This window comes from Streptomyces thermovulgaris, assembly GCF_002155915.1.
Classification (GTDB): domain Bacteria; phylum Actinomycetota; class Actinomycetes; order Streptomycetales; family Streptomycetaceae; genus Streptomyces; species Streptomyces thermovulgaris.
In genome coordinates, this window is record NZ_MUME01000221.1 from 1 (window position 1) to 23,911 (window position 23,911).

The following is a 23,911-nucleotide window of genomic DNA, read 5'->3' on the forward strand; positions in this document are numbered from 1 at the left end:
GGGGCAGCACGACCCCGTGCCCCACGACCAGGCCGAGGACCACACCCCGCCGCAGCCGCATCCGGTGAGCGCGCCGACGGGACGCCGGCGCGCTCACCGGATGCGGCTGCGGCGGGGTGTGGTCCTCGGCCTGGTCGTGGGGCACGGGGTCGTGCTGCCCCTCGTCGCCCGCGGGGGCGACGGGAGCGGCGCTCTGCGCCGGCAGCCGGACCGCCCCCGCTCCCTGCGGTCCGCCGTCCGGCCGGTCCGCCTCCGCGGGCGGCAGGGCGAACACCGTGCGGGGGGCCGCCTCCTGCGCGGCGGCACGCTCGGTCGCCGCGGCCAGGGCACGGCGGCGCCGTCCGGTCGGCTGCGGAACGGGCGCCGCGGGGCTCCCGCCCGGCCCGGGCTGCGCGGTCGTGGCCGCGGGCAGCGCCGCCGGCAGCGCCTGCGGAGCACCGGCCTCGTGCCCGGCCCGCAGGCCGGCGGGCGCGGCCACGCCCTGCGGCGGCACCGTACCGCCCAGGCCCGCACCCGAGGCCGCCGCGCCCGCGGCGTGCTCGGCCGCGGTGACCACGGCACCCTCGGACACGGGCGCCGCCTCCTCGGCGGGCCGCCTGCGCCGCCGCCCCGTACCGCTGGGGATCTCCGAAGCCTGGGCCGGGAGCTGCGCGGCCTCCTGGGGCTCCTCGGCCGCACGCCTTCTGCGCCGCCCGGTCGGAGCGGCCTGGGCGGCGGCCTCGTCCGCGCCGTCCCCCAGGAACGCGTCCGTGGAGGCCCGGCGGGCACGCCGCCGTCCGCCGCCCGCGCGCTGAGCGGGCACGGCGGCCTCCGCGGGGGCGCTCTGCTCCGCGCCGGCCGCGGGAAGCTGATTGCGGGCCTCCACCGGGACGACGCCCGCGCCGCTGCCGAGCGGCACCTCGAGGACGTAGGCGCTGCCGCTCATCCCGGGCACCTCGTGGGTCTGCAGCACACCGCCGTGCGCCCGGACGATCCCGCGCACGATCGGCTCGTGCACCGGGTCTCCCCCGGCGTACGGCCCGCGCACCTCGATCCGCACGACCTCGCCGCGCTGCGCCGCCGCCACCACGATGGTGTTGTCCATGTAGCCGCCCGCCGCCACGGGCGTGTTGCCGGTCGCGTCGACGCCGGCCACGTCCGCGACGAGGTGCGCGAGCGCGGTCGCCAGGCGCTGCGGGTCGACCTCGGCCTCGATGGGCGGCGCGTGCACGGCGAACTGCACCCGGCCGGGCCCGATCAGCTCGACGGCCCCGTCGACACCGGCGGCGACGACCGCGTCGAGCATGACCTTCGTCCGGTTGAGCTGCTCGCTGCCGTCGTCGAGACGCTGGTAGCCGAGGACGTTGTCGATGAGGGTGGTGATCCTCGAGTAGCCGGCCGCCAGGTAGTGCAGCACCTGGTTGGCCTCGGGCCACAGCTGACCGGCGTCGTCGGCGGCGAGGGTGGACAGCTCGCGGCGCAGTTCCTCCAGGGGGCCGCGCAGGGAGCTGCCAAGAAGGGTGAGCAGCTGCTCGTACCGGGCGGAGAGCGCCTCGTAGCGGTCCTTCTCCCGTTCACCGAGCGCGGCGTACCGCTCCTCGTTCGCGGCGAGCTCCTCCGCGTGCTTCTCGGTGAGCTCCTCGATCTCGGTGACGTGCTTCTGGCGCAGGGCGGTGAGCTCGGAGGCGTGCTCCTCGGCCAGCCGCTCCAGCTCCTCCTTGTGCCGCTTCTCCGCGGCGGCCTTCTCCTCGGCGAGCGCGTCGTAGGGGCGCCGGTCGGTGAAGGTCATGACGGCGCCGACGAGCTGGTCGCCGTCGCGCACCGGCGCGGTGGTCAGGTCGACGGGCACCTTCTCGCCGGACTTGGACCACAGCACCTGTCCCCGCACCCGGTGCTTGCGCCCGGAGCGCAGGGTGTCGGCGAGCGGGGACTCCTCGTAGGGGAAGGGCGAGCCGTCGGCGCGCGAGTGCAGCACGAGGGTGTGCAGCTCGCGCCCGCCGAGTTCGCCGGCCCGGTAGCCGAGTATCTGGGCGGCGGCCGGGTTGACGAGCACGATCCGTCCGTCGGTGTCGGTCCCCACGACACCCTCGGCGGCGGCCCGCAGGATCATCTCCGTCTGCCGCTGCGAACGGGCCAGCTCGGCCTCGGTGTCGATGGTCCCGGACAGGTCGCGGACGACCAGCATCAGCAGCTCGTCGCCGGTGTAGCCGGACGAGTCGTAGGCCTGCTGGCTGTTTTCCAGATTCGCGCTCGTGACCTCGACGGGGAACTCGGTCCCGTCGGTCCGCCGCGCGATCATCCGGGTCGGCTTGGTGCGCCCGCGCGGGTCGATGTGATCGGGCCGGCGCATGGAGCCGGGGATCAGCTTGGAGTCGAACTGCGGCAGCAGATCGAGCAGCCCGCGCCCCACGAGCGCCGTTCCCGGCGTCTCGAACGTCTCCAGGGCGATGGTGTTGGCGTTCACGACGGTGCCGTTGGCGTTGACCAGCACCAGGGCGTCGGGCAGCGCGTCGAGTATGGCAGCGAGGCGAGCAGCGCCTCGGGATGGCCTGCTGCTCACGAGACGCTTCCTCCCTGTCGCCGCACCTTGCCGACCGCGTGGCCATCTTGCCAACCGGCCCGCAGCGTGTCACGCGAGGGAGTCTATGCGCAGACGTTGCGCTCGCGACGCCGGATGAGAGGGAGGTCGCACGATGAAGTCGGGGTCGAACGCGTGACCGTATGTTTCGCCGCACACGGTCCTCACGTGACCCCACCGCTCCTTCTACCGCTTCTTCCAGGCGCCTTTCGGGGCGTCGGGGTCGGGCAGCAGGGGAACGAGCCGGTTCCAGCGGTTGATCCGGCACCCGTCGCCGCGGTCGTAGGCCGCGTCGACGGGCCGCCCGGCCCAGACGCCGGTGACCCGGGCGGTGGCCGGACCGCCGTACTGCAGGGTGCAGAAGCCGCCCTCCGGCACGGGCTCGAAGATCTCCCGCCCCTCGTGCGTGTTCCGGTCGAGCGCGTCGCAGGCGCCCCGCGCGTCCGGATGACTGCCGCCGGCGGGGTGGCAGTACAGCTCGTACGTCCCGTCCCGGCCCTCGCCCGCGTGCCGCACGGTGACGACGAGGTGATCGCCGCTTCGGTGCCCGTCCCGCACGGGGGACGGTGCGGCGGGCGAGGCGGCGGCGGACGGGGCGGACAGCGACGCCGGCCCGGCCAGGGGGGCGAGGAGACCGAGGACGAGCGCCGAGGAGACGGCGAAGCGCCGCGGCGTGAGGAAGCAGACCTGCACCATGCCCGGATCAACGCGGCACCGCCCGAGAAGTTGCGTTCCTCACGCCACTGCGCGCGCGGTTCTGCCGGCCCGCACCCGGTGCCGCGGCCCGACACCACGCCCGGCGTCATGACAAGGGCTTTGCCCTGGGCCCTGCCTGCCTAGTACCGTGGGGGGCGATTGGTGGCACCCCACGCGGCTGTGCCATCATCTGCACACACCATTCGCGCGTCCGCGTGAGCGGTGGTGCTGGAGGCGTCGCCTAGTCCGGTCTATGGCGCCGCACTGCTAATGCGGTTTGGGCCTTAAAGCCCATCGAGGGTTCAAATCCCTCCGCCTCCGCTCATGATCACGAAGCCTCGGCCGTCCCGGCCGGGGCTTCGGCCGTTCGGGGGCTGCCTCATGGCGATCCGAGGTCCTGCCTCATCCGGACCTTGTTTACGCAGGTCGCGGGAGCCGGGGGGAATGGATTTCACATGACGGCGGGAGTCATGTAAAGTTCTTCATGTCGCCGCGAGCGGCCCGGAGGGCCAGGAGCGGAGGCAGCACAACAGAACAAGCACTCGTAGCTTAACGGATAGAGCATCTGACTACGGATCAGAAGGTTGCAGGTTCGAATCCTGCCGAGTGCGCGCAGATCGGAGGCCCCGGAGCGATCCGGGGCCTCCGGCGTTCCGGGGGCTGCGGCAGCGAAGTACAGCAGCGGGGGCCGTTCCGCCGTCCGCGTCGTTCCGGCCGTCGTCGGCGAAGCTGCGGCATGTTCCGGCCAAGGACGTGGTTGTGCCCGATCGCGGCTTTGCGGAGGGTGGAGATGGGTCCTCGTCATCCCGGCCGCCGGGTGAGGGCCCGGGCGGCGGCCCGGTCGCCGAGGAGGTGAAGAGGTCGTCGTACGACGTTTCCGCGGACCGAGCACGTTCCTGGGGGAGCCGGCAGACGTGAGAGCCCTCGTCGACACCATCGACCCGGCGCTGCCGGACGATCCGCGCCCGGAGTGGGTGTGGTACACGTCCTACGGCTCGAACACGGACCGTGACCGGCTCGCCTTCTACATCCGGGGCGGCCGGCCGCCGGGATCCGCCCGGGCGTATCCGGGGTGCCGCGACCGTCGGATGCCCGCGCGGTCCGTCCCGGTCGAACTCGCCGGCGCCCTGTACTTCGCCACCGAGTCGCCGGTGTGGGGAGGCGGCAGGGCCTTCTACGACCCGCGGGCCGACGGGCGGGTCCTGGCGAGGGCCCATCTGGTGTCGGCCGGGCAGTTCTCCGACATCGCCGCGCAGGAGATGTACCGCGAGCCCGGTGCGAGCCTCGACCTGACCGGTGTGCTCACGCACGGCCGGGCCGTGCTGGGCCGGGGACGGTACGAGACCCTCGTCTGCGCCGGCCGGATGGACGGCCTGCCCGTGCTCACCTTCACCGCCCCGTGGGGCATGGACGACGTGCGGTGGAACCCGCCCTCGGCCGCCTACGTCCGCTTTCTGGCCGGCGGACTGCTGTCGGCCGGGGCCTGGGACGCGGAGACGGTCGCCTCGTACGTGGCGGCCTGCCCCGGCGCGGCCGGTCACTGGTCCGAGCAGGCTGTCACGGACCTGCTGCGCACAGGGCCGTGACCCCGGACCGGGCCGCGCTCCGGACCGGGCGGGTCGCCTCCCGGGAACCCGGCGGGCACCCGGGGCGGGATCACGCGGAGGGCGGGCGGTGCCGAAGGAGGCCCGTACGCTCGGACGTGATGGCGCGGGTGTGGAAGTGCTCGGGGCTGCGGTGGTCGGGGGACGGTCCCGTGCTGGTGTGGGACGGTGGGCGGCCGAGTGCGCTGCACCGGGGGAAACGGGTGGCCTTTGAGGTCGCGGACGCAGAAGAGCGGACCTGCGTGGGAGCACGGGGGCACGCGTGTCCGAGCCGGGCGGCCGTGCCGGGACGGAGCACGGGGGCGCGGTGCGAGGAGTGCGCACGGCTGGAGCGGGCGCACTCCGTGGCCGCGGACAGGAACGCGGACGACCCGCGGCCGTACCACGTCTATCTGGCGTGGTTCGGGCCCGGCATGGTCAAGGTCGGGATCACGGCCGTCGCACGGGGGTCCGCACGGCTGCTGGAGCAGGGCGCCGTCTGTTTCAGCCGGCTCGGGACGGGGCCGCTCATGGCCGCGCGTCGCGCCGAGGAGCTGCTGCGCGCCGCGCTCGGGGTCCCCGACCGGATCCCGTACGCCGAGAAGAGGGCCGTGCGGTCCGCCCTGCCCGCCACCGCGGCGGAGCGGGCCGCCGAGATCGGGGAGCTGCACCGGCGGGCGACCGCGCTCGGCGGCTGGCCGGAGTCGCTGGAGCGGGAGCCGTTCCGGCCCGTCGATCACGCCGGGGTGTTCGGACTGGCCGGTCTGCCACCCGCCGTGGGCGAGGTGGGCGAGCTCGTCGCGGGCGGAGCGGTGAGCGGTGAGCTGGTCGCCGTCGCCGGGCCCGATCTGCATCTGATGACGGACGGCGCGGTCGTCGTGCTCGACACACGGCTGATGACCGGCTGGGGGCTCCGGCCCGTGAGGAGCACAGGGGGCACGGGGTGCACCGTGCCGGTGCGGGAGTTCCGGGGGCCGGCGGGAGTGCAGGACGGGTTGTTCTAGGAGGGGGTGGGCGACGAGTCGGCGATCGGCTTCCTGAAGGCGGACGTGGCGCGGTTCTGCGCCGGCCCGGACGGGCCGGCCCCGGCGGTCCGGCTGCGGCTGGTCGTCCAGTCGTGCGGTGCTGGACGACGACGGATGCGGCCTTGTCCGGGGCGGTGCGGTGGAGGGCGGCGCTGCCGGCGTCGGCCGGGCGGGGTGAGAACTGGTGGCCCATGGGCGGAAGAGGCCGGAGACGATCTCGCCGGCGCCGTGGGTGCCGGAGGCGGTCATGCCGCGCTTGTTCTGCGGGGACAGCTCCTCCACGTTCGAACACGGCATCTCATCGGTTTGAGCCGCGGGCTCATGCGGCATCTTCCCGGAGGTCTTCTCCCGTCCTCTCCCGCAGCGCGGCGTCGAGCCGCCACAGCGCGGCGATCCGGCTCTCGGCGGAGACCTTGGCGCGGTCCGGCGGGGCCGGTCGGTGCCGGGGCGCCGGTGAACGGCCATCCCCACGGCGTCGGCGAGGTCCGGTGGATCCGCGCGGAGGACGTCGCGGTCCCCGTTCCGGTGAGGTACCGCCCGACCGCTGCGGCGTACGTGGCCGGAGAGGCGGACAAGGACGGCACCCGGACGCGCGGCGCCCTGAGCGCGCTCCCTTCCATCGGGTTCGGTCGCTGTTCTCCATCGGGTTCGGTCGCTGTTCGATCGTCACGCCCGCCCTGCCCTTTCAGAACCTGCCCTTTCAGAACTGCCGCAGCAAATCCGGCATTTGCTGCGGCAGCGGCTTGACGGTCCATCAGGTGGCAGAAGCCCGACAACCTGTCACCAAGCAGAAAAACGGCCGCTGTTGCCGATTGCTCTGGCGGCCCTCACCCATGATCCGGGTCGGGACATCGCGAGCTCTGCTCGCGCCGCGCCAAGGCCTTTGAGGCCGCACCGGCTCTCCGCTCCGTTTCCGCTGAGCCCGGGAACCGGGACAAGACCGCGCGCGGTGTGCCGTGACAACGGGGCGCGGCCGCCGAGGACCGTGTCGCCGGGCCCGCCGCCGGCGGGGACGACCGGACTGCCGAGCCGTTCAGCCCTGCGGAGGCCGTGGCGCGGCTGCGCGGAGCGGTCCGCCGCCCCGGTCCTGCCGGCGGGCGGCAGTGTCCCGAAGGCGTCTTGAGAGCGGTGCGGACGGACATCGCGCACCGGGGCCCGGCCGCGGCTGCGTGCCTCGGCCGGGCCCCGGTGGAGGCGGCAACCGCTCAGCCGGACGCCTGCTTGCTGTCGGCACCGGAGGTCTTCGCGGCGGCATCCGCGGCCTCGGGGCCCCGGTCCTCGGCGGGAGCCGGGTCCGCCGGAGCGGGCTCCTCGGCGGCCTGCGCCAGCGCCTGGGTCCGCAGCGGGACCTCCTTGATGAACAGCGATATCAGGAGGGCGATCACGGCCACCGCGGCGGAGATCAGGAAGATGTCGGCGATGCCGTGCCCGTAGGCGCTCTCCATGACCGTGCGCAGCGGTCCCGGCAGCGTGTCCATGTCCGGGATACTGCTGTTCGCCGAGCCGGAGCCGGCCAGGGCGGCCGCGTACTGCGGGGGCAGGTCGGCCATGCCCTCCTTGACGTAGCCGGTGATCCGGTTGGCCATCACCGCACCCAGCGCGGAGACGCCGACCGCACCGCCGAGGGAGCGGAAGAAGGTGACCGTGGAGCTGGCCGCGCCGAGGTCGGTCGGTGCCACCTGGTTCTGGGTGCACAGCACCAGGTTCTGCATCATCATGCCGACCCCGAGGCCCAGCAGCGTCATGAAGGCGGCCGTCTTCCAGTAGAGCGTGTCGTACCGGATGGTGCCGAGCAGGCCCAGCCCCGCCGTGACCAGCACACCACCGGCGACCAGCCAGCTCTTCCAGCGTCCGGTGCGGGTGATGAGCAGACCGGAGACGGTGGAGGAGACGAACAGACCGCCGATCATCGGGATGGTCAGAATGCCCGACATGGTCGGGGACTCGCCCCGGGCCAGCTGGAAGTACTGGCTGAAGAAGACGGTGCCGCTGAACATCGCGATGCCCACGAACAGCGAGGCGAGCGACGCCAGCGTGATGGTGCGGTTGCGGAACAGCCGCAGCGGGATGATCGGCTCGCTCGCCCCGGCCTCGACGAGCACGAACAGCGCGCCGAGGACGAGTGAGCCGGCGACCATCGTGTACGTCTGCCACGACAGCCAGTCGTACTTGTCACCGGCGAAGGTGACCCAGATCAGCAGCAGCGACACCGCGGCGGAGATCAGGAACGCGCCGGCCCAGTCGACCTTCACCTCCCGCTTGGTCACGGGCAGGTCCAGGGTCTTCTGCAGGACGATCAGCGCGAGCGCCGCGAAGGGCACGCCGACGTAGAAGCACCAGCGCCAGCCGAGCCAGGGGGTGTCGGTGATGACACCGCCGAGCAGCGGGCCGCCGACGGTGGCCACGGCGAAGGTGGCGCCGAGGTAGCCGGAGTACCGGCCGCGCTCCCGCGGGGAGATCATCGCGGCCATGATGATCTGGGCGAGGGCGGCCAGACCGCCGCTGCCGATGCCCTGTGCCACGCGGCAGGCGATCAGCATGCCCGGGCTCTGCGCCAGACCCGCGCAGGCCGACGCCAGGACGAAGACGACGAGTGCCGTCTGGACGAGCACCTTCTTGCTGTAGAGGTCGGCGAGCTTGCCCCACAGGGGAGTGGCCGCGGTCATCGACAGCAGGGCGGCGGTGACCACCCAGGTGTAGGCGGACTGGCCGCCCCCCAGGTCGCTGATGATCTCCGGCAGGGCGTTGGAGACGATCGTGGACGACAGGATCGCCACGAACATGCCGAGCATCAGCCCGGAGAGCGCCTCCATGATCTGCCGGTGCGTCATCGGAGTACCGCCGGAGGAGCCTCCCCCGTCTTCGGCGTGAGCCCGCACACCGGCTGGTGTGGTCGTTGCCATGCGCTTCCTTGTGTCTCGATGTCTCGCGTGTTTGCGGGTGTACGGGTGGTCTTGGCGACTGTGGTCCGGCGTCGGCCGGTCCGGCTCCGACCGGGGCGGGGGCCGGCTAGGCCCCGGGCCCCAGGGGCGCGAGGTGCCGGTCGGGAGCGGACCGGCATTCGCCGAAGTCGGCGCTCAGGCGCTTCAGCAGCCGGACGAGCTGACCGATCTCGTCGTCGCTCCAGTCGCTCAGGCGCTCGGCGAGCAGGCGGGTGGTCCGCCGGTACAGCTCGTCGAGCAGAAGCGTTCCGGCGGGCGTCAGGCGCAGGATGCGCGAACGCTTGTCCGCCGGGTCGGGGAGCCGTTCGATCCAGCCGTGCGCGGCGAGATGCGCGACATGCCTGCTGATCACCGACATGTCCACGGAGAGCAGCTCGGCGAGCCCGCCCATGCGCATGTCCCCACGCTGGCCGAGCAGGCCGAGCACGCCGGCCGCGCCCGCGGGGCAGTCCGGCGGAAGGATCCGCCCCATGTCCCGCTTCACGGCGCCGACGGCGCTGAGCTGGCGTGCCAGCTCCTCGTACTGCGCCTGCCCGGCCATCGCACCTCCCCTAATCGTTGCTTAGGGCAACGGTATGAATGATTGGTTGCTGAAGACAAATAAATAGGGGGCCGATGGCGCAAAAACTTGGCAAAGGCACGTATGAGCGGACGTAAACCCGCAGGTGAGGGATCGGTTCCTCCGGCGGCGCCCCGCCCCGCGGGCCCGGGGAGGCCGGGAGCGGGCCGTCCGGGGACGGAGCGGGGCCCGGGGAAGCGGCCTCCCATGGCTTCCCCCATGGCTTCCCGTGGCGCGCACCCCCGTTCGACACGTCCGTTCGGTGCGCCTTCGACCGTCTCCCGGGGCCGCTGGACGGCCCCCCACTTGGGCGGGTGCCCGGTGTCTTCGCTAGGGTCTCGGGCCATGGCTAACACCCAGGGCCCTCAGGGCAACTACGACCCCGCCGGCAGCACCCAGATGTTCCGCGCGTTCGTCGACGAGGCGTCCCAGAGCGGGCCGCAGCAGGCCTCCTCAGGCCCGCGCGTCGGCCTGATCGTCGGTGTCGTCGTCGCCGTGGTGATCGTCGTGGGCGTCGCCTGGCTCGCCTTCAAGTGAGGCGCGATCAGGAGCATGAGAAAACAGCCACCATGGCGGTGTGCCATGGTGGCTGACGCTTCGTCGGCCCCGGCGGCCGACCGCTTTGCCGGCGGGAGCGACGGGAAGGGCCGGCCCGGCCGGGTCAGTCCGAGATGAGTCCCTCCCGCAGCTGTGCGAGGGTGCGCGTCAGCAGCCGGGAGACGTGCATCTGCGAGATGCCGACCTCTTCGCCGATCTGGGACTGGGTCATGTTGGCGAAGAAGCGCAGCATGATGATCCGCCGCTCACGGGGCGGCAGCTTGGCCAGCAGGGGCTTGAGCGACTCGCGGTACTCCACGCCCTCCAGCGCCGCGTCCTCGTAGCCGAGACGGTCCGCCAGGGAGCCCTCGCCGCCGTCGTCCTCGGGGGCCGGGGAGTCCAGCGAGGAGGCGGTGTAGGCATTGCCCACCGCGAGGCCGTCGACCACGTCCTCCTCCGACACGCCGAGAACGGCGGCCAGTTCGGAGACCGTCGGGGAGCGGTCGAGCTTCTGGGAGAGCTCGTCGGACGCCTTCGTCAGCGCCAGGCGCAGCTCCTGCAGGCGCCTGGGCACCCGCACCGACCACGACGTGTCGCGGAAGAAGCGCTTGATCTCGCCCACGACCGTCGGCATCGCGAAGGTCGGGAACTCCACGCCCCGGTCCGGGTCGAACCGGTCGATCGCCTTGATCAGGCCGATGGTGCCGACCTGGACGATGTCCTCCATCGGCTCGTTGCGGGAGCGGAAGCGGGACGCCGCGTAGCGGACCAGGGGGAGGTTGAGCTCGATCAGGGTGTCCCGGACGTAGGCGCGCTCGGGGCTGTCCTCGTCGAGCGCGGCGAGCCGCAGGAACAGGGAGCGGGACAGGGTGCGGGTGTCGATGGTCTCCGAGGTCTCCGGTTCCGGCGAGGCCGGGGCGGGCGTGGCCGGGAGATCCGTGGCGGGAACGGCCTCGAGGGCCGTCGCATCGTCGAGGGCGTCGAGCGGCTCGAGCGCCGGGGCGGGCGTCTCGCTCTTCACGAGCGTCAGCACCTTGGAGCTGCCCTGTTCTGCGGACATGCCACCCCCTTTGGGTCGCGGGACGGTCGCGGCCGCGCCCTCCGAAGAGAAGAACGCAGTCCTCACCTGAGATACCGGAGCCGAAGCCACGGCAAACTCGCTTCCCGCAGAATGTCACATGTCGGCAACGCGCTGTAGGGACTTGTCGACATCTGCGATGCGAATCGGCCCTGGAAGAAAGGGGTCTGACGTTCTTTCAGCCCAGAGGTGTCGGGAACATCCCGGATAGGTGATTCGCCCGTGTTGGTTACACTTCGATCCTGTTTGCGGATCGCAGCCGCTGGAAGCTACGCGCGAGTAGCCGGGAGACGTGCATCTGGGAGACGCCGAGCTCCGCGCTGATCTGCGACTGGGTGAGGTTGCTGTAGTACCGCAGCAGCAGGATCCTCTGCTCCCGTTCGGGCAGTTGGACCAGCAGGTGGCGGACCAGGTCGCGGTGTTCGACGCCGTCGAGGGCCGGGTCCTCGTAGCCGAGCCGGTCCAGCAGCCCGGGCATCCCGTCGCCCTCCTGGGCGGCCTCCAGGGAGGTCGCGTGGTACGAGCGGCCCGCCTCGATGCAGGAGAGCACCTCCTCCTCGGTGATGCGCAGCCGTTCGGCGATCTCGGCGGTCGTGGGGGAGCGGCCGAAGGCGGTCGTCAGGTCCTCGGTGGCGCTGTTGACCTGCACCCACAGCTCGTGCAGCCGGCGCGGGACGTGGACGGTGCGGACGTTGTCGCGGAAGTAGCGCTTGATCTCGCCGACGACCGTCGGCATCGCGAAGGTCGGGAACTGCACGCCCCGGTCCGGGTCGAACCGGTCGATGGCGTTGATGAGCCCGATGGTGCCGACCTGGACGACGTCCTCCATCGGCTCGTTGCGGGAGCGGAAACGGGCGGCCGCGTAGCGCACGAGCGGGAGGTTCGCCTCGATGAGCGCCCCGCGCACGCGGGCGTGCTCCGGTGAGCCCGGTTCGAGCTCCTTCAACTGGGTGAAGAGCACCTGGGTGAGGGCTCGGGTGTCGGCGCCGCGCCGCTTCTCCCGGGGCGAGGAGGTGGCAGGGGCGGCCGTCTGGGCGGAAGCTCCCTTCGGGGGCGGCGCAGTCCTGGCCGACACGGTCAACGCCACCTCTTCGTCGATCAACTCTCATCCAGCAAAAGCGGTCATAGCATCACAAGACAGCTGCATGGGGTTCAAGCACCGCATACTCCCGTGTTGAGGGGTTCACCAGGTCATAAGGCGCAAAAAGGTCCCGCATCGCTCCGATGCGGGACCGGGTCTGTGGCCCATCGCGGTACGGTCCGGGAAGGCCGGGGCCGACCGGGTCGGCCGGGGGCGTACGCGGCCGTCCGCGACCTTCTGCGGCCGTCCGCGCCGCCTGCGGCAGGTCTGCGCCGCCTGCGGCCGGTCCGCGCCGTCCGAGGGGCCGCGACCGCCGGGTGACGGTCAGAACTCGTAGTCGGCGATCACCCATGTGGCGAACTCCCGCCACTGGGCGGCGCACGCCTGGTGGGCCGGGTGCTCCAGGTACCGGCGCAGGGCGTCGGCGTCCTCGACCGCCGAGTTGATCGCGAAGTCGTAGGCGATGGGCCGGTCGCTGACGTTCCAGCCGCATTCCCAGAAGCGCAGCTCGTCGATCCGGTCGCCCAGGGCGCGGAAGGCCTCCACCCCGGCCACGACGCGCGGGTCGTCGCGCTCGACGCCCTCGTTGAGCTTGAACAGGACCAGGTGGCGGATCATCACTTTCCTCCGTGGGCGACCCAGCTCATGAAATCGCCGATGGCCTTGGCGGCCGCCGAGATGCCCTCGAACCCTATCTGGACGTAGTCCGCCGCCGTGGCGGGGTCGGTGATGATCACGTACAGCACGAAGACCACGAGCACATAGACGGCGATCTTCTTGGCGTTCACCGCCATCGCGGTCTCCCCCCTGTCGCTGGCTGCGCTGTCGCTGGCCGTCCGGTCACGGGCCCGTCCCGCCGGGGATCCGTGCCGGGCCGGGCGCTGTAGATGATCGCACGAAGGGCCCTGTCCGGTGGACAGGGCCCTTGCCAAGCGGTAGCGGAGGGATTTGAACCCTCGGTGACTTGCGCCACACTCGCTTTCGAGGCGAGCTCCTTCGGCCGCTCGGACACGCTACCGAGGGAGACCTTACAGCACGGGCGGCCCTGCTTCGAAATCCGTTTCTTCCGCCCGGGCCGAAGAGGCGGCCCGGGGAGGGTCCTCCGGGCTCAGCGACCGCGGAAGAAATCGGTGAGCAGCGTGGCGCATTCGTCGGCGAGTACGCCCTCGATCACCTCGGGCCGGTGGTTGAGCCGCCGGTCCCGTACGACGTCCCACAGGGAGCCGGCGGCGCCGGCCTTCTCGTCGCGGGCACCGTAGACCACCCGGTCCACACGGGACAGGACGATCGCGCCGGCGCACATCGTGCACGGCTCCAGCGTGACGACCAGTGTGCAGCCGGACAGCCGCCACTGACCGGTCCGTGCGGCGGCCCGCCGGATGGCGAGGACCTCCGCGTGGGCGGTCGGGTCGCCGGTGGCCTCGCGTTCGTTGTGGCCGGCGCCGAGCACGGTCGTACCGTCGCCGGCCAGCACGACGGCGCCGACCGGGACGTCCCCGCCCCGGACGGCCCGTTCGGCCTCGTCCAGGGCGAGCCGCATCGCGGCCCGCCAGGGGTCGCGCACCGGGTCCGGGACCCGGGCCGCCCGCGGTGTCCTGCAGATGTCCGGCATGCCCGGCCCGGTCAGCGGACGGTCTCCAGGACCTCCGAGGCGCCCAGGGCCTCGGCGATCGCGCTCAGCGCGTCCTCGGCCTCCAGGGTCTGCAGCTCCTTCGCGCTGATGCCCAGGTCGTCGAGGATCTTGTCGTCGCCCAGCGGGCCGTGCGTGATGAGCGCGGACGACGGGTCCTCGTCGTCCTCGGCGGACACCGGTTCACCGTCCTCCGTGCCGTCGAGATCGAGGGAGTCCAGGTCGGGGCCGTCGTCACCGGGTTCCCGGCCGAGCAGTTCGTCGGTGAGCAGGATCTCGCCGTACGAACTGCGGGCAGCGGCGGCGGCGTCGGAGACGTAGATACGAGGGTCGTCCTCGCCGTCCACGCGGACGACGCCGAACCAGGCGCCCTCCTGCTCGATCATGACAAGCACCGTGTCGTCGTCGGTCGAGGCCTCCCGGGCCAGGTCGGCCAGATCGGCCAGCGTCTCCACGTCGTCGAGCTCTGTGTCGCTCGCTTCCCACCCGTCTTCGGTGCGCGCGAGCAGTGCGGCGAAGTACACCGTGACTCTCCCACTGGTCATAGGCGTGCCGGTTGGAGGTCCCCTCCGGCGGAGGTTCTGGGCGGAGAGAGTTGGGCTCCAAGCCCCGCCCACTCGGAATCGTGGCAGAAACCATGCCTTCAGGGGACGTCTTCGTCCCCCTGTGTCCGGCGGTTTTGCCGGTCCATCGTTCTCGGTTGTGCCGGTGCGTCGGTGAAGGACCCACCAGCGCGGTCGTTGCCGCCGCACCCCGGATCGTACGCGGCTTTTCCCCGGCGGCCACGCACGTCCGCCGCCCGGGCGTCCGCGTGGGTGTCGCCCTTCCCGTGCGTCTCGCGTGCATCTTTCGCCTACCAGCGGAACGTGCGCATGCGCAGGACGTGCCGCAGCCGGGCGGCCCTGGCGCGGCGGGGCTGGACGCGGTCGCGCAGGGCGCGTGCCTCGGCCAGTTCGCTCAGGAAGAGGGCCCGGCGCCGTTGCCGCTCCAGGTCGGCCTCGGATATGTCCTCCGTCCCCGGCGTGTCCGCCGTCTCCGCCGTCCCCGGCGTCTCCTGCGCGTCCGGTGCCTCCTGTGTCCTCTGCGTCTGCTGCGTCTGCCGTGCGTCGGTCGTCTCCGGCTGTGCGTCCGGCGCCGGATTCCTGCGGGATTCCCGGTCGGGCAATTGGTTCACCACCCCAGTGCGTCCCTCCCACTCTCCCCCCGGGCGGGGGCCCGGTGCCACAACAACGCACGGGACGGGGCACGGCCGGGACGGTGGCGGGTGGAAGAACGGGGCGGGGGCCCGGTTACTGTTGGCCCATGCGTCTCCATGTCGTCGACCACCCCTTGGTCGCCCACAAGCTCACCACGCTGCGCGACCGGCGCACCGACTCCGCGACCTTCCGTCGGCTCGCCGACGAACTGGTCACCCTGCTCGCCTACGAGGCGACACGGGACGTGCGCACCGAGCAGGTCGACATCGAAACCCCGGTCGCCCGCACCACCGGCGTCAAGCTCTCCTACCCGCGCCCCCTGGTGGTGCCGATCCTGCGGGCCGGGCTCGGCATGCTGGACGGCATGGTCCGGCTGCTGCCGACCGCCGAGGTGGGCTTCCTCGGCATGATCCGCAACGAGGAGACACTGCAGGCCTCGACGTACGCCACGCGTATGCCGGAGGACCTCTCCGGCCGTCAGGTCTACGTCCTCGACCCGATGCTCGCCACCGGCGGCACCCTGGTCGCGGCGATACAGGAACTGATCAAGCGTGGTGCCGACGACGTGACCGCGGTGGTGCTCCTGGCCGCCCCCGAGGGCATCGCGGTCATGGAACGCGAGCTGGCGGGCACCCCGGTGACCGTGGTGACGGCGTCGGTCGACGAACGCCTCAACGAGCACGGCTACATCGTCCCGGGTCTGGGAGACGCGGGCGACCGGATGTACGGGGCGGCGGACTAGCCGACTCCACTTCTCCGACGGCCGGCCCAGTACTGCGGAAACGTTTTCCCCCTCGGTGACGGAACGGTACGGCGCCCGGTTCCGCCCTCTTTCCGGGCGGCCGGGCGCCGTATGCGTGCGGCCGTGCGGCTGCTCAGCAGCCCTTCTTCGTCGTGTCGGGCTTCGGCGGAGGGGCGTACAGCGCGGCCAGGGCCTTGTCGGCGTCCGCCTGCGCGGTCAGCTTCTTGAAGCCGTCGCCGAGGATCAGGTCGACGTCCGCGCTCTTGCGGGTGTCGGCACGGCTCTCGGCACCGGCGAGCTGGGTGGCGAGAACGGGCAGCGAGGTGTTCACCGAGGAGGCCGAGCCGAGCAGGATCCCGGTGCCCTTGACCTTCTTGTCGAACTCCTGGGTCGCGTTGTCCACCCGGCCGATGCGGAAGCCGCGCTTCTTCAGCTCGTCCGCGGTCTGCTTGGCCAGCCCGGTGCGGGTGGTGGCGTTGAGGACATTGACGGTGATCTGGCCCGGCTTGGGCAGCGTACGGGCCGCACTCGCGGGCGACGGGCTCGCCTTGGGCGCCGCCTCCGGCGCGCACTCCTCCTTGGTCCCGACCGCCGAGGCGCTCTTTCCGCCACCGGTGAAGACGTCGATGAGCTGCAACGTGCCCCAGCCGATCACACCGAGCGCCGTGACGGAGGCGACGGCGAGGAACGCAAGCCTGCCGCGCCGACGGGGCCTGCGCATCCGCGGGTACTTGTTCCCCGTGATCCGGTACTGCCCGCCCATGCCGGGGGGAGTCAGCATGCTCATGGGCGCAGCGTAGTGCGCCTGAGCGGTGATGCCTACCAGATGATCATTCGATACGGTGCAGGAGAACCCAAAAGGTCCAAGCCGTTACCGAACAGCGATCCGAACGGCTCGGTCCGGTCGGGGTCGATCCGGTTCCGGTCCGGTTCCGTCAGTCCGGCTCCGCCGGTTCCGCCGGTCCGGTGCTGCCGGTCAGTCCAGTTCGAGCACGCGTGCGTGCAGCACCTGGCGCTGCTGGAGCGCGGCCCGCACCGCGCGGTGAAGACCGTCCTCCAGATACAGGTCGCCCTGCCACTTCACGACGTGCGCGAAGAGGTCGCCGTAGAACGTCGAGTCCTCCGCGAGAAGCGTCTCCAGGTCGAGCTGCTGCTTGGTGGTCACGAGCTGATCAAGGCGGACCGGGCGCGGCGCGACGTCCGCCCATTGACGGGTGCTCTCCAGGCCGTGGTCGGGGTACGGCCGGCCGTTTCCGATGCGCTTGAAGATCACACGGAAAGCCTACCGGGCAAGGGCTTCCGGGCGCAGCCCGCCCACCGGAGTGCGACGCTGGAAATGCCGCGGCAAACGCGGGCGAACCGGAAAAGGGGCATGCGATGAGTGACAGCGAGACCGTGCCCGGGGCCGCCGCCCGCGAGACCCCGCACAGCACCCCGGCGCTCCCGCGGAAGGCCCTGGAGATCGCCTCCGGATACGCCTTCGCCGGGCCGCCCTGGACCTGGGCGCCCTGATCTGGGACGGCCACTGCCTGCCCGACGCGCGGATCCGGATCCCCCTGGCGACGCTGAACCGCCACGGCCTGGTCGCGGGCGCCACCGGCACCGGCAAGACCAGGACCCTGCAGCTGATCGCCGAGCAGCTCTCGGCGCAGGGCGTGCCGGTCTTCCTCGCGGACGTCAAGGGGGACCTGTCCGGGGTCGCGGAGCCGGGCACGGCGAACGACCGGGTCCGGTCCCGGGCCGCCGAGGTCCATCAGCAGTGGACGCCGACCGGCTTTCCCGCCGAGTTCCACGCCCTGGGCGGCGCGGGCCACGGGATCCCGCTGCGGGCGACCGTCACCGGCTTCGGCCCGCTGCTGCTGTCCAAGGTGCTCCGCCTCAACCCGACGCAGGAGCAGTCCCTCTCCCTGATCTTCCACTACGCCGACACCAAGGGGCTGGAGCTGGTCGACCTCAAGGACCTCAGGGCGGTCGTCGCCTTCCTGACCTCCGACGAGGGCAAGCGGGAGCTGAAGGGCATCGGCGGTCTCCCGGCCGCCACCGCCGGGGTGATCCTGCGCTCCCTCACCGCCCTCGAGGCGCAGGGCATGGCGGACTTCTTCGGCGAGCCGGAGTCCGACACCGGTGAGTTCCCGCGCCGGGCCGGCGACGGCCGCGGAGTCGTCTCCGTCCTCGAACTGCCCGCCGTCCAGGGCGAGCCGCGGCTCTTCTCCGCCTTCCTGATGTGGCTGCTCGCCGATCTCTTCCACGATCTGCCGGAGGCCGGCGACGTGGACAGGCCGAGGCCGGTGTTCTTCCTCGACGAGGCGCATCTGCTGTTCGACGACGCCTCCGAGGCGTTCCTGGAGGCGATCGCGCAGACGGTGCGGCTCATCCGCTCGAAGGGCGTCGGCGTCTTCTTCGTCACCCAGTCCCCGAAGGACGTTCCCGCCGATGTGCTGGGCCAGTTGGGCAACCGGATCCAGCACGCGCCGCGCGCCTTCACCCCCGACGACCAGAAGGCCCTGAAGGCCACGGTGCGGACCTTCCCCGAGTCCGCCTACGACCTGGGGGAGCTCCTCACCGGCCTCGGCACCGGCGAGGCGGTGGTGACGGTGCTGAGCGAGAGGGGAGCGCCGACCCCGGTCGCGGCGGTCCGGCTGCGGGCCCCCGAGTCCCTGATGGGCCCCGTCGACGCGGCGGCCCTGGACCGCGCGGTGCGGCAGTCCCCTCTGCACGCCCGTTGTGCACAGGCTGTGGACCGGGAGTCGGCGTACGAGAGGCTCACCGGGGCGCGGGACGTCCAAAGCGAGGAGACGGCCCCCGCGGAGCCGAGGGACGCCGCCCGGACGTCCCGGGGCCGGCGGCGCGGGGGCGAGGAGCCGTCGGCCGTCGAACAGGTCCTCGGCAGCGGTGCGTTCAGGTCCCTGGCCCGGTCCATGGGCACACGGCTCGGCCGTGAGATCACCCGGTCCCTCTTCGGCACGGCGCGCAGGAGGCGGTGAGCGGCCCGTCCGGGCCCGCGCAGGGCTTTCACGGCGGCCGCGGGGCCCGGTGGAGGCACACGGGCCCCGCCCGTGGTCACACGCCGCCCGGGATCCGCTCGGCGTGCCCGCGGACGCGCAGCGCGATGACGATCTCGACGATGCCGACCGCCACCAGCCAGCAGCCGGCGACCACGGTGAGGACGACGACCGACTCCAGCGGGGAGACGATCAGAACGGCCCCGGCGAGGAGGACGAGGACGCCGAAGGAGATCTGCCAGCCGCGCGCGGGCGCGCCGGGGGCGTGAAGGGCGGCGATCGTCTGGGTCAGGCCGCGGACCAGCCAGCCGATGCCGATCCACAGGGCGAGCAGCAGAACCGACTGCAGGGCGCCGCGGAAGCAGAACAGCCCCAGCAGGATCGACAGGGCGCCGCTGGCGAAGGCCAGCACGCGCAGCGGGGCCGTCCGGTGGGTGGCGAAGGCGGAGACCAGCTGGAGCACCCCGCTGACCAGGAGGTAGACGCCGAAGAGGATCCCGGCGGCGAGCAGGGAGGGGCCCGGCCAGAGCAGGACCACGACGCCCAGGACCACGGCGGCCGCGCCGGTGACGAGAAGGGCCTGCCAGGCGGCGCGGAGGACGGGGGGCGGCGGCTCTTCCGGCGGCGGTCCGTGGTGCGGTGGCGGTGGCCCCGGACGCCTCGGGTCGCGTGCGGCGTGGACGCGGCGGTCGTCGTACCCGGGGCCCTGGGGACCGGCGCTCGGCGGCTCGGTCATGATCCATGCTGGGAACGCACGCGCGCGTGCCGCAACCGGGACCGCCCGCCCGGCTGACACCGGCGGGCCGCTGAGCAAAGTGCCGTTCTCCTCCGTACCCCTGCGGAAGCGGCAATCTCCCGTCCCCGGAACGGGAGCCCCCTCTCCAGAACGGGAAGTGACGTGACCGTACGGCGACCACTTCGGGTGCTGACACTGCTCGGCGCCGTACTGGCCCTGCTGCTGCTCGGCGGGGCCGCCCCCGCCTTCGCCCACGCGGACCTGCGCAAGGCCGAGCCCGCCGACGGAACCGTCCTGAAGTCGGCCCCCTCCACGATCACGCTGACCTACTCCGAGCCCGTCGCCCTGCTCGACGACTCCTTCCGCCTGTTCGACCCCGAGGGCCGGCGGGTGAGGACGAAACCGCCGCGGCATGTACCGGGCCGGCCGAACGCGGTCCGGGTGGAGTTCCCGAAGGGACTGGGCGAGGGCACCTTCACCGTGGCGTGGCGGGTGATCTCGGCGGACAGCCACCCGGCCTCCGGCGCCTTCACCTTCTCCGTGGGGAAGCCCTCCCCGGCGGCCCCCGCGGTCGACACGGGGCCCGACCAGCACCCCGTGACCGGCAACCTCTACGACCTCGGCCGCTACACCGCCTACGGTGCCGCCGCCCTGCTCATCGGCATGGTCGCCTTCGTCCTGCTGTGCCGCCCGCCGGACCCCCGCCTGCTGCGCGGGCCGCTGCTCGTGAGCTGGTGGGCGGCCCTGGTGTCCACCCTCGTCCTGCTGGTGCTGCGGGCTCCCTACGAGGCGGGCACCGGCCCGCTGTCGGCCTTCGATCCCGCGGCCGTCTCCCGCACCCTGAGCAGCCGTCCCGGCCTGGTCCTGACGGCCCGTCTGGTCCTGCTCGTGCCGATGGCCGTCCTCCTCGTACGGCTCTTCCGCCGCCCGCCGGGGCAGAGGCCCACGCGCGCGACCCTGGCGGCGGGCGCCGCACCGGCCCTCGCCCTGGCGCTGACCCTGGCGGCGTCCGAGCACGCCTCGGCCGGCATCCAGGTGCCGGTGGCGCTGACGTCCTCGACGCTGCACGTGCTGGCGATGGGGATCTGGCTGGGCGGGCTGACGGCCCTTCTCACGATCCTGCAGCGGGTGACGGAGGACGACGAGCCGCGGGCGGCGGCACCGGCCGGCGACTCGACCGCCGACGGGCCGGACCGCTCCCAGGAGGCCTCCCGGAAGCCTTCCCGGGACGTTCTCCCGGCCGGCGACGGCCCCGCGCTGACGGCGGCCGTGGCCCGCTTCTCCCGGATCGCCCTCGGCGCCGTCACCGTCCTTGCGGCCACCGGGATCTACCAGTCCTGGCGCGGCCTCGGCTCCTGGGCCGCGCTCACCGGCACCGCGTACGGCCGGCTGCTGCTGGTCAAGGTGGCGGCGGTGGTGCTGATGCTGGCGGCGGCGGTCCTCTCACGGCGCTGGACGGCCCGGCTGGTGGCGGTGGACGCGGGGGACGGAAAGGCCGCCGTACGGGCGGAGAAGCCGCGGACGGCGGCCCGCGTCCGGGTCCCGGAGCCGGCCGGCGGGAAGCGGCCGTCCGGGACGGAGGGCTCCGGGACGGAGGAGACCGGGACGGAAGAACCGGGAGCCGGGGAAGCCGCGGCCGGGGAGGTCCTGACCGAGGAGACACCGGCCGGGGAAACCGCGGCCGGGGAAACGCCGGCCGGAAAAGCCCCGGCCGGGGAACCCGTGTCCTCGCCGGCGCCCGGCGTCTGCCGCCGCGCCCTGCGCCGCTCGGTCCTGGCCGAGCTCGCCGTGGGCATCGCGGTGCTGGTGGTCACCACGATCCTGGTCGGCACCCTTCCGGGCCGTGTGGCCGCCGAGGCGGAGGACGCCCCGCCCGCGGCGGGGGCGCCGGGCGCCGCCCTCGCGGTGATCCCGTTCGACGTCGGCACCCCGGGAGGCCGCGGCAAGGCGCAGGTCACGCTGGTGCCGGGCCGGGTCGGGCAGAACGCGGTGGAGGCCGTGGTCTACGGCCCCGACGGCGGTCTGAGCGTCGTTCCCGAGCTGCGTCTGTCCCTGTCCCTGCCCGAGCGGAAGCTCGGCCCGATCGACGTCAGGCTCACCAAGAGGGGCGGCTACTGGAGCAGCGACACCCTCAACGTCCCGCTCGCCGGCGAGTGGACGATGAAGGCGACGGTGCGCGTGTCGGAGATCGATCAGGTGAGCGCGGAGCAGAAGATCCGGATCCTGCGTTAGCCGGATCCCGCGTCAGCGGGCGCCGTCCGGACCGGGCCGGCCTCCCCGGCCGGCCGGGCGCGGGGTGCGGAACGCGGAGGCGGCCACCGGCCGTTCGAGCAGCGAGCGCATCCGCGCGGCGGCCCGGACCGCCGCGTCGCCGCAGCAGTTGTTGAACAGGACGTGGAGCCGCTCGACGCTCCCGGCGAGGGAGCGCAGCCGCGGCACCCACTCCTCCAGCTCGTGGTCGGCGTACTCGTACCGGAACCGGTCCTCCTTGCTCCCGGTCCCCCAGGAAGGGCTGCGTCCGTGGAAGCGCACGACGGAGAGCCGCGGCGAGGTGACGGGCGTGACCGGCGGGACGGAGGAGGGCAGCGTCTGCGCCATGTCGACGCCGACGGCGGCGAAGCCGTACCGGCGCAGCAGCGCGGCGGTCGCCTCCGCCCGCCCCTCCCGCCACCATCCGGGGTGCCGGAACTCCACCGCCACGGGCCGGCCCGCGGTCCGCCCGGCGCATTCCTCCAGGAACGCCTCGGCCCGCGCGCCCGGCCGGAACCACGGCGGGAACTGGAACAGCACACCGCCCAGCCGTCCATGGCGGCGCAACGGCTCGATCCCCTCGGCGAACCGTGCCCACACGGCGTCGAGGAACGCCGCGTCACGGGGGTCGTACGACGCACCGCGCAGCTCCCTCGGCAGCGCGCCGCGCCGGGCCGGATGCCCGGTGAGCGGTGCGAAGGCCTTCACGTCGAAGACGAAGTGCTCCGGGGTCCGCTCGACCCAGAGCCGGCTGTTCCGCTCGTGGGGGAGGGCGTAGTACGCGGAGTCGACCTCGACGACCGGGAACCGCGAGGCGTAGTGGCGCAGCCGGCCCTCGGCGTCGCGCGACCCCGCCGGGTACCAGCCGCTGCGCACCAGCTCCGGATCCGTCCATGAACACGTGCCGACCAGGATGTCGCCCATGACGAGCGGTTACCCCCGATCAGCGCAATGCCATCGCGCGATCCGGCAATGACACAGCCCCGAACGGTTGAATTCCTTCACCCGTTTGCCACGCATCCGGGAAAGTCGGGCGGCGTTAGTCGAGATATGACCGAGACAACCAGGGAAGGGCACTGGGGTCTGCTCATGGGGCGGGAGCGGAAGGACACGAATGCCGCGCAGGCGGTGCCGCTCGGCCCCTATACGTACCTTCCCGCCCCAGTGCACTCGTCGGCCACCGTCAACGGCGTCCTGACCAGGGGTGATTGCCCGGTTGCGCTGAAGGTGACCGAGCCTTTGCTGCGCAATTTCCTGGATGCGATGAGCGCACTGGAAGCCGATCTCGCCCGCCGCTGGGTCGGTTCGGAGGTCCGGTCCGCCTGCTCGGGAGCGGAACAGCCGACTGCGTAATGTACGACGAACGTATTGGCCGCCGTTCGGCGAATTCCACCGACTTCTCCACGGGGCATTCGGGTCATCCGGAGTTCTGGAGCTACTCGGGCCACGCGGGCTATACGGCCCCCTTGAACGGGCACCAGGGAGCCGGCACGGGCCGTCACCGGGGACCGACGGAGTTCTTCTCGTCGCCCCTGGTCCCGCCGGACGAGACCTGGGATCCCGCCGAGGAGCTGGCCTTCATGCTCCAGGACGCGATGCAGGAGTCCCGGCAGGCGCACGGGCCGACGGCCCCCACCACCCGGGGCGAGGCACCGCTCACCGGGGTCGTTCCGATCGCTCCGGTCGCTCCGGCCGCTCCGGCCGGTCCGGCCGGTGTGGACACACCCGGCACGCCGGACACGCCGAGTGCCCCGGACGCCCCGGGCACCTCGAACAGCCCCCTGGAGAACCTGCAGCGGATCACCGCGGAGCTGCCCCCGCTGAGGAGGATTCCCCGGCGCCACCGAAGAATCCGGGAGCGCAAGCGTCCGAACGCCCTGCGCACCACCAGCCATGTCATCGCCGCGCTGACCGCGGTGATCGCCTCCTCGGTGAGCTTCTTCGGCGGGATGGTCGCCTACGACCCCCTCCACGTCCTGGCCCTGGCCCGTATGCAGGAAGGTCTCGCCTCGTGGTGGCCCCTCCTGGTGTACGGACCCTGGCTGGTGGCGTCCCTGTCGGTCCTGCGGGCCGCGCTGCACCGGCGCCGGGCCGTCCACTCCTGGGGGGTGGTGCTGGTCTTCTCGGCCATCGCGATGCTGCTGTGCATCGCCCAGGCGCCCAGGACGATCATCGACGTGGCGGCGGCCGCCCTGCCGGGTCTGGCGTCCCTGGCCTGCTTCCAGCAGCTCGTGCGCCAGGTCACCCTGACCCGCCCGCCGCGCCGTACGGCGGCTCGCCACCGCCATCCCTCCGCC

General features: G+C 72.6%; 24 protein-coding genes and 3 tRNA genes. 11 read left to right on the forward strand and 16 right to left on the reverse strand.

Features of this window, described 5'->3' with window-relative positions; translation table 11 throughout:
* A partial coding sequence (locus CCN35_RS17805) for a PAS domain-containing protein (RefSeq protein ID WP_143631614.1) occupies positions 1-2,539 on the reverse strand: 2,539 nt, incomplete at its 3' end.
* A 204-nt stretch (positions 2,540-2,743) separates the two neighbouring features.
* A complete protein-coding gene (locus CCN35_RS17810) occupies positions 2,744-3,253 on the reverse strand; it encodes an SSI family serine proteinase inhibitor (protein ID WP_067399687.1) in 510 nt (169 codons plus the stop codon).
* 230 nt (positions 3,254-3,483) lie between these two features.
* On the opposite strand from CCN35_RS17810, the gene CCN35_RS17815 reads away from it, so the two are divergent.
* From CCN35_RS17815 to CCN35_RS17830, 4 genes are all read left to right on the forward strand, one after another.
* Positions 3,484-3,574: transfer RNA gene (locus CCN35_RS17815), tRNA-Ser, on the forward strand.
* Positions 3,575-3,791: 217 nt separating this feature from the next.
* Positions 3,792-3,864: transfer RNA gene (locus tag CCN35_RS17820), tRNA-Arg, on the forward strand.
* 303 nt (positions 3,865-4,167) lie between these two features.
* On the forward strand, positions 4,168-4,839 hold the full coding sequence (locus CCN35_RS17825) for a histone deacetylase (RefSeq protein ID WP_067399690.1): 672 nt from the start codon (positions 4,168-4,170) through the stop codon (positions 4,837-4,839).
* 119 nt (positions 4,840-4,958) lie between these two features.
* Complete coding sequence (locus CCN35_RS17830; protein WP_086793487.1) at positions 4,959-5,840, forward strand: DUF2797 domain-containing protein; 882 nt, start codon at positions 4,959-4,961, stop codon at positions 5,838-5,840.
* A gap of 1,226 nt (positions 5,841-7,066) precedes the next feature.
* Here the strand turns inward: CCN35_RS17830 and CCN35_RS17840 are convergent.
* Both CCN35_RS17840 and CCN35_RS17845 read right to left on the reverse strand, forming a co-directional pair.
* Positions 7,067-8,692 carry an MDR family MFS transporter gene (locus CCN35_RS17840; protein ID WP_079130017.1) on the reverse strand — a complete coding sequence of 542 codons (1,626 nt, stop codon included), beginning with the start codon at positions 8,690-8,692 and terminating at the stop codon, positions 7,067-7,069.
* Positions 8,693-8,870: 178 nt separating this feature from the next.
* Positions 8,871-9,344, reverse strand: a complete 474-nt coding sequence (locus CCN35_RS17845) for a MarR family winged helix-turn-helix transcriptional regulator (RefSeq protein WP_067400226.1) — start codon at positions 9,342-9,344, stop codon at positions 8,871-8,873.
* Positions 9,345-9,707: 363 nt separating this feature from the next.
* Here CCN35_RS17845 and CCN35_RS17850 point away from each other — a divergent pair, with 363 nt between their 5' ends.
* Positions 9,708-9,899: a hypothetical protein gene (locus CCN35_RS17850; protein WP_067400223.1), complete on the forward strand. Its 192-nt coding sequence runs from the start codon at positions 9,708-9,710 to the stop codon at positions 9,897-9,899.
* 124 nt (positions 9,900-10,023) lie between these two features.
* On the opposite strand, the gene CCN35_RS17855 is transcribed toward CCN35_RS17850, so the two are convergent.
* The 8 genes from CCN35_RS17855 to CCN35_RS17890 form a co-directional block, all read right to left on the reverse strand.
* The gene (locus tag CCN35_RS17855; protein WP_067400219.1) at positions 10,024-10,959 is read right to left on the reverse strand and encodes an RNA polymerase sigma factor SigF; all 936 of its coding nucleotides are present in this window, start codon (positions 10,957-10,959) and stop codon (positions 10,024-10,026) included.
* A 247-nt stretch (positions 10,960-11,206) separates the two neighbouring features.
* Positions 11,207-12,058 carry an RNA polymerase sigma factor SigF gene (locus CCN35_RS17860; protein WP_079130034.1) on the reverse strand — a complete coding sequence of 284 codons (852 nt, stop codon included), beginning with the start codon at positions 12,056-12,058 and terminating at the stop codon, positions 11,207-11,209.
* 324 nt (positions 12,059-12,382) lie between these two features.
* Complete coding sequence (locus CCN35_RS17865) at positions 12,383-12,676, reverse strand: Dabb family protein (protein WP_067400216.1); 294 nt, start codon at positions 12,674-12,676, stop codon at positions 12,383-12,385.
* On the reverse strand, positions 12,676-12,852 hold the full coding sequence (locus CCN35_RS17870; protein ID WP_086793492.1) for a hypothetical protein: 177 nt from the start codon (positions 12,850-12,852) through the stop codon (positions 12,676-12,678). The genes CCN35_RS17865 and CCN35_RS17870 overlap by 1 nt, the downstream gene beginning before the upstream one ends.
* Before the next feature lie 139 nt (positions 12,853-12,991).
* A tRNA-Ser gene (locus tag CCN35_RS17875) sits at positions 12,992-13,076 on the reverse strand.
* A 90-nt stretch (positions 13,077-13,166) separates the two neighbouring features.
* Entirely contained in the window at positions 13,167-13,670 is a 504-nt protein-coding gene (gene tadA, locus CCN35_RS17880) for a tRNA adenosine(34) deaminase TadA (protein ID WP_067400213.1), read from the reverse strand.
* A gap of 11 nt (positions 13,671-13,681) precedes the next feature.
* Positions 13,682-14,212 carry a tRNA adenosine deaminase-associated protein gene (locus CCN35_RS17885; RefSeq protein ID WP_067400210.1) on the reverse strand — a complete coding sequence of 177 codons (531 nt, stop codon included), beginning with the start codon at positions 14,210-14,212 and terminating at the stop codon, positions 13,682-13,684.
* A gap of 329 nt (positions 14,213-14,541) precedes the next feature.
* Complete coding sequence (locus CCN35_RS17890; RefSeq protein WP_067400206.1) at positions 14,542-14,865, reverse strand: hypothetical protein; 324 nt, start codon at positions 14,863-14,865, stop codon at positions 14,542-14,544.
* 125 nt (positions 14,866-14,990) lie between these two features.
* Between CCN35_RS17890 and upp the strand changes: the two genes are divergently transcribed.
* Positions 14,991-15,626, forward strand: coding sequence for a uracil phosphoribosyltransferase (gene upp / locus CCN35_RS17895; RefSeq protein WP_067400203.1), 636 nt, complete (start codon positions 14,991-14,993; stop codon positions 15,624-15,626).
* Positions 15,627-15,759: 133 nt separating this feature from the next.
* On the opposite strand, the gene CCN35_RS17900 is transcribed toward upp, so the two are convergent.
* Positions 15,760-16,389, reverse strand: coding sequence for a LytR C-terminal domain-containing protein (locus CCN35_RS17900; RefSeq protein ID WP_067400199.1), 630 nt, complete (start codon positions 16,387-16,389; stop codon positions 15,760-15,762).
* Between the two features lie 213 nt (positions 16,390-16,602).
* Positions 16,603-16,899: a type II toxin-antitoxin system VapB family antitoxin gene (locus CCN35_RS17905; protein ID WP_086793493.1), complete on the reverse strand. Its 297-nt coding sequence runs from the start codon at positions 16,897-16,899 to the stop codon at positions 16,603-16,605.
* A 104-nt stretch (positions 16,900-17,003) separates the two neighbouring features.
* Between CCN35_RS17905 and CCN35_RS30250 the strand changes: the two genes are divergently transcribed.
* Positions 17,004-17,138, forward strand: a complete 135-nt coding sequence (locus tag CCN35_RS30250) for a hypothetical protein (RefSeq protein WP_385881791.1) — start codon at positions 17,004-17,006, stop codon at positions 17,136-17,138.
* A 68-nt stretch (positions 17,139-17,206) separates the two neighbouring features.
* Positions 17,207-18,610 (forward strand): helicase HerA-like domain-containing protein, encoded by a 1,404-nt coding sequence (locus CCN35_RS17910; RefSeq protein ID WP_385882804.1) that lies wholly within the window; start codon positions 17,207-17,209, stop codon positions 18,608-18,610.
* A gap of 76 nt (positions 18,611-18,686) precedes the next feature.
* On the opposite strand, the gene CCN35_RS17915 is transcribed toward CCN35_RS17910, so the two are convergent.
* A complete protein-coding gene (locus tag CCN35_RS17915; RefSeq protein ID WP_067400196.1) occupies positions 18,687-19,364 on the reverse strand; it encodes an HdeD family acid-resistance protein in 678 nt (225 codons plus the stop codon).
* Between the two features lie 162 nt (positions 19,365-19,526).
* Here CCN35_RS17915 and CCN35_RS17920 point away from each other — a divergent pair, with 162 nt between their 5' ends.
* Positions 19,527-21,596, forward strand: coding sequence for a copper resistance protein CopC (locus CCN35_RS17920; RefSeq protein ID WP_236561302.1), 2,070 nt, complete (start codon positions 19,527-19,529; stop codon positions 21,594-21,596).
* Between the two features lie 12 nt (positions 21,597-21,608).
* Here CCN35_RS17920 and CCN35_RS17925 read toward each other — a convergent pair whose 3' ends face one another.
* On the reverse strand, positions 21,609-22,538 hold the full coding sequence (locus CCN35_RS17925; protein ID WP_086793495.1) for a DUF72 domain-containing protein: 930 nt from the start codon (positions 22,536-22,538) through the stop codon (positions 21,609-21,611).
* 126 nt (positions 22,539-22,664) lie between these two features.
* On the opposite strand from CCN35_RS17925, the gene CCN35_RS17930 reads away from it, so the two are divergent.
* Positions 22,665-22,967 carry a hypothetical protein gene (locus CCN35_RS17930; RefSeq protein WP_236561301.1) on the forward strand — a complete coding sequence of 101 codons (303 nt, stop codon included), beginning with the start codon at positions 22,665-22,667 and terminating at the stop codon, positions 22,965-22,967.
* Positions 22,968-23,080: 113 nt separating this feature from the next.
* A partial coding sequence (locus CCN35_RS17935; RefSeq protein WP_245863237.1) for a DUF2637 domain-containing protein occupies positions 23,081-23,911 on the forward strand: 831 nt, incomplete at its 3' end.

Excerpts from the sequence above, each read along its gene's own strand:
- CCN35_RS17810 (WP_067399687.1), bottom strand. The coding sequence starts at position 3,253 with ATGGTGCAGGTCTGCTTCCTCACGCCGCGGCGCTTCGCCGTCTCCTCG.
- CCN35_RS17830 (WP_086793487.1), top strand. The coding sequence starts at position 4,959 with ATGGCGCGGGTGTGGAAGTGCTCGGGGCTGCGGTGGTCGGGGGACGGT.
- CCN35_RS17840 (WP_079130017.1), bottom strand. The coding sequence starts at position 8,692 with ATGACGCACCGGCAGATCATGGAGGCGCTCTCCGGGCTGATGCTCGGC.
- CCN35_RS17845 (WP_067400226.1), bottom strand. The coding sequence starts at position 9,344 with ATGGCCGGGCAGGCGCAGTACGAGGAGCTGGCACGCCAGCTCAGCGCC.
- CCN35_RS17850 (WP_067400223.1), top strand. The coding sequence starts at position 9,708 with ATGGCTAACACCCAGGGCCCTCAGGGCAACTACGACCCCGCCGGCAGC.
- CCN35_RS17855 (WP_067400219.1), bottom strand. The coding sequence starts at position 10,959 with ATGTCCGCAGAACAGGGCAGCTCCAAGGTGCTGACGCTCGTGAAGAGC.
- CCN35_RS17865 (WP_067400216.1), bottom strand. The coding sequence starts at position 12,676 with ATGATCCGCCACCTGGTCCTGTTCAAGCTCAACGAGGGCGTCGAGCGC.
- CCN35_RS17870 (WP_086793492.1), bottom strand. The coding sequence starts at position 12,852 with ATGGCGGTGAACGCCAAGAAGATCGCCGTCTATGTGCTCGTGGTCTTC.
- tadA (WP_067400213.1), bottom strand. The coding sequence starts at position 13,670 with ATGCCGGACATCTGCAGGACACCGCGGGCGGCCCGGGTCCCGGACCCG.
- upp (WP_067400203.1), top strand. The coding sequence starts at position 14,991 with ATGCGTCTCCATGTCGTCGACCACCCCTTGGTCGCCCACAAGCTCACC.
- CCN35_RS17900 (WP_067400199.1), bottom strand. The coding sequence starts at position 16,389 with ATGGGCGGGCAGTACCGGATCACGGGGAACAAGTACCCGCGGATGCGC.
- CCN35_RS30250 (WP_385881791.1), top strand. The coding sequence starts at position 17,004 with ATGAGTGACAGCGAGACCGTGCCCGGGGCCGCCGCCCGCGAGACCCCG.
- CCN35_RS17915 (WP_067400196.1), bottom strand. The coding sequence starts at position 19,364 with ATGACCGAGCCGCCGAGCGCCGGTCCCCAGGGCCCCGGGTACGACGAC.
- CCN35_RS17925 (WP_086793495.1), bottom strand. The coding sequence starts at position 22,538 with ATGGGCGACATCCTGGTCGGCACGTGTTCATGGACGGATCCGGAGCTG.
- CCN35_RS17930 (WP_236561301.1), top strand. The coding sequence starts at position 22,665 with ATGACCGAGACAACCAGGGAAGGGCACTGGGGTCTGCTCATGGGGCGG.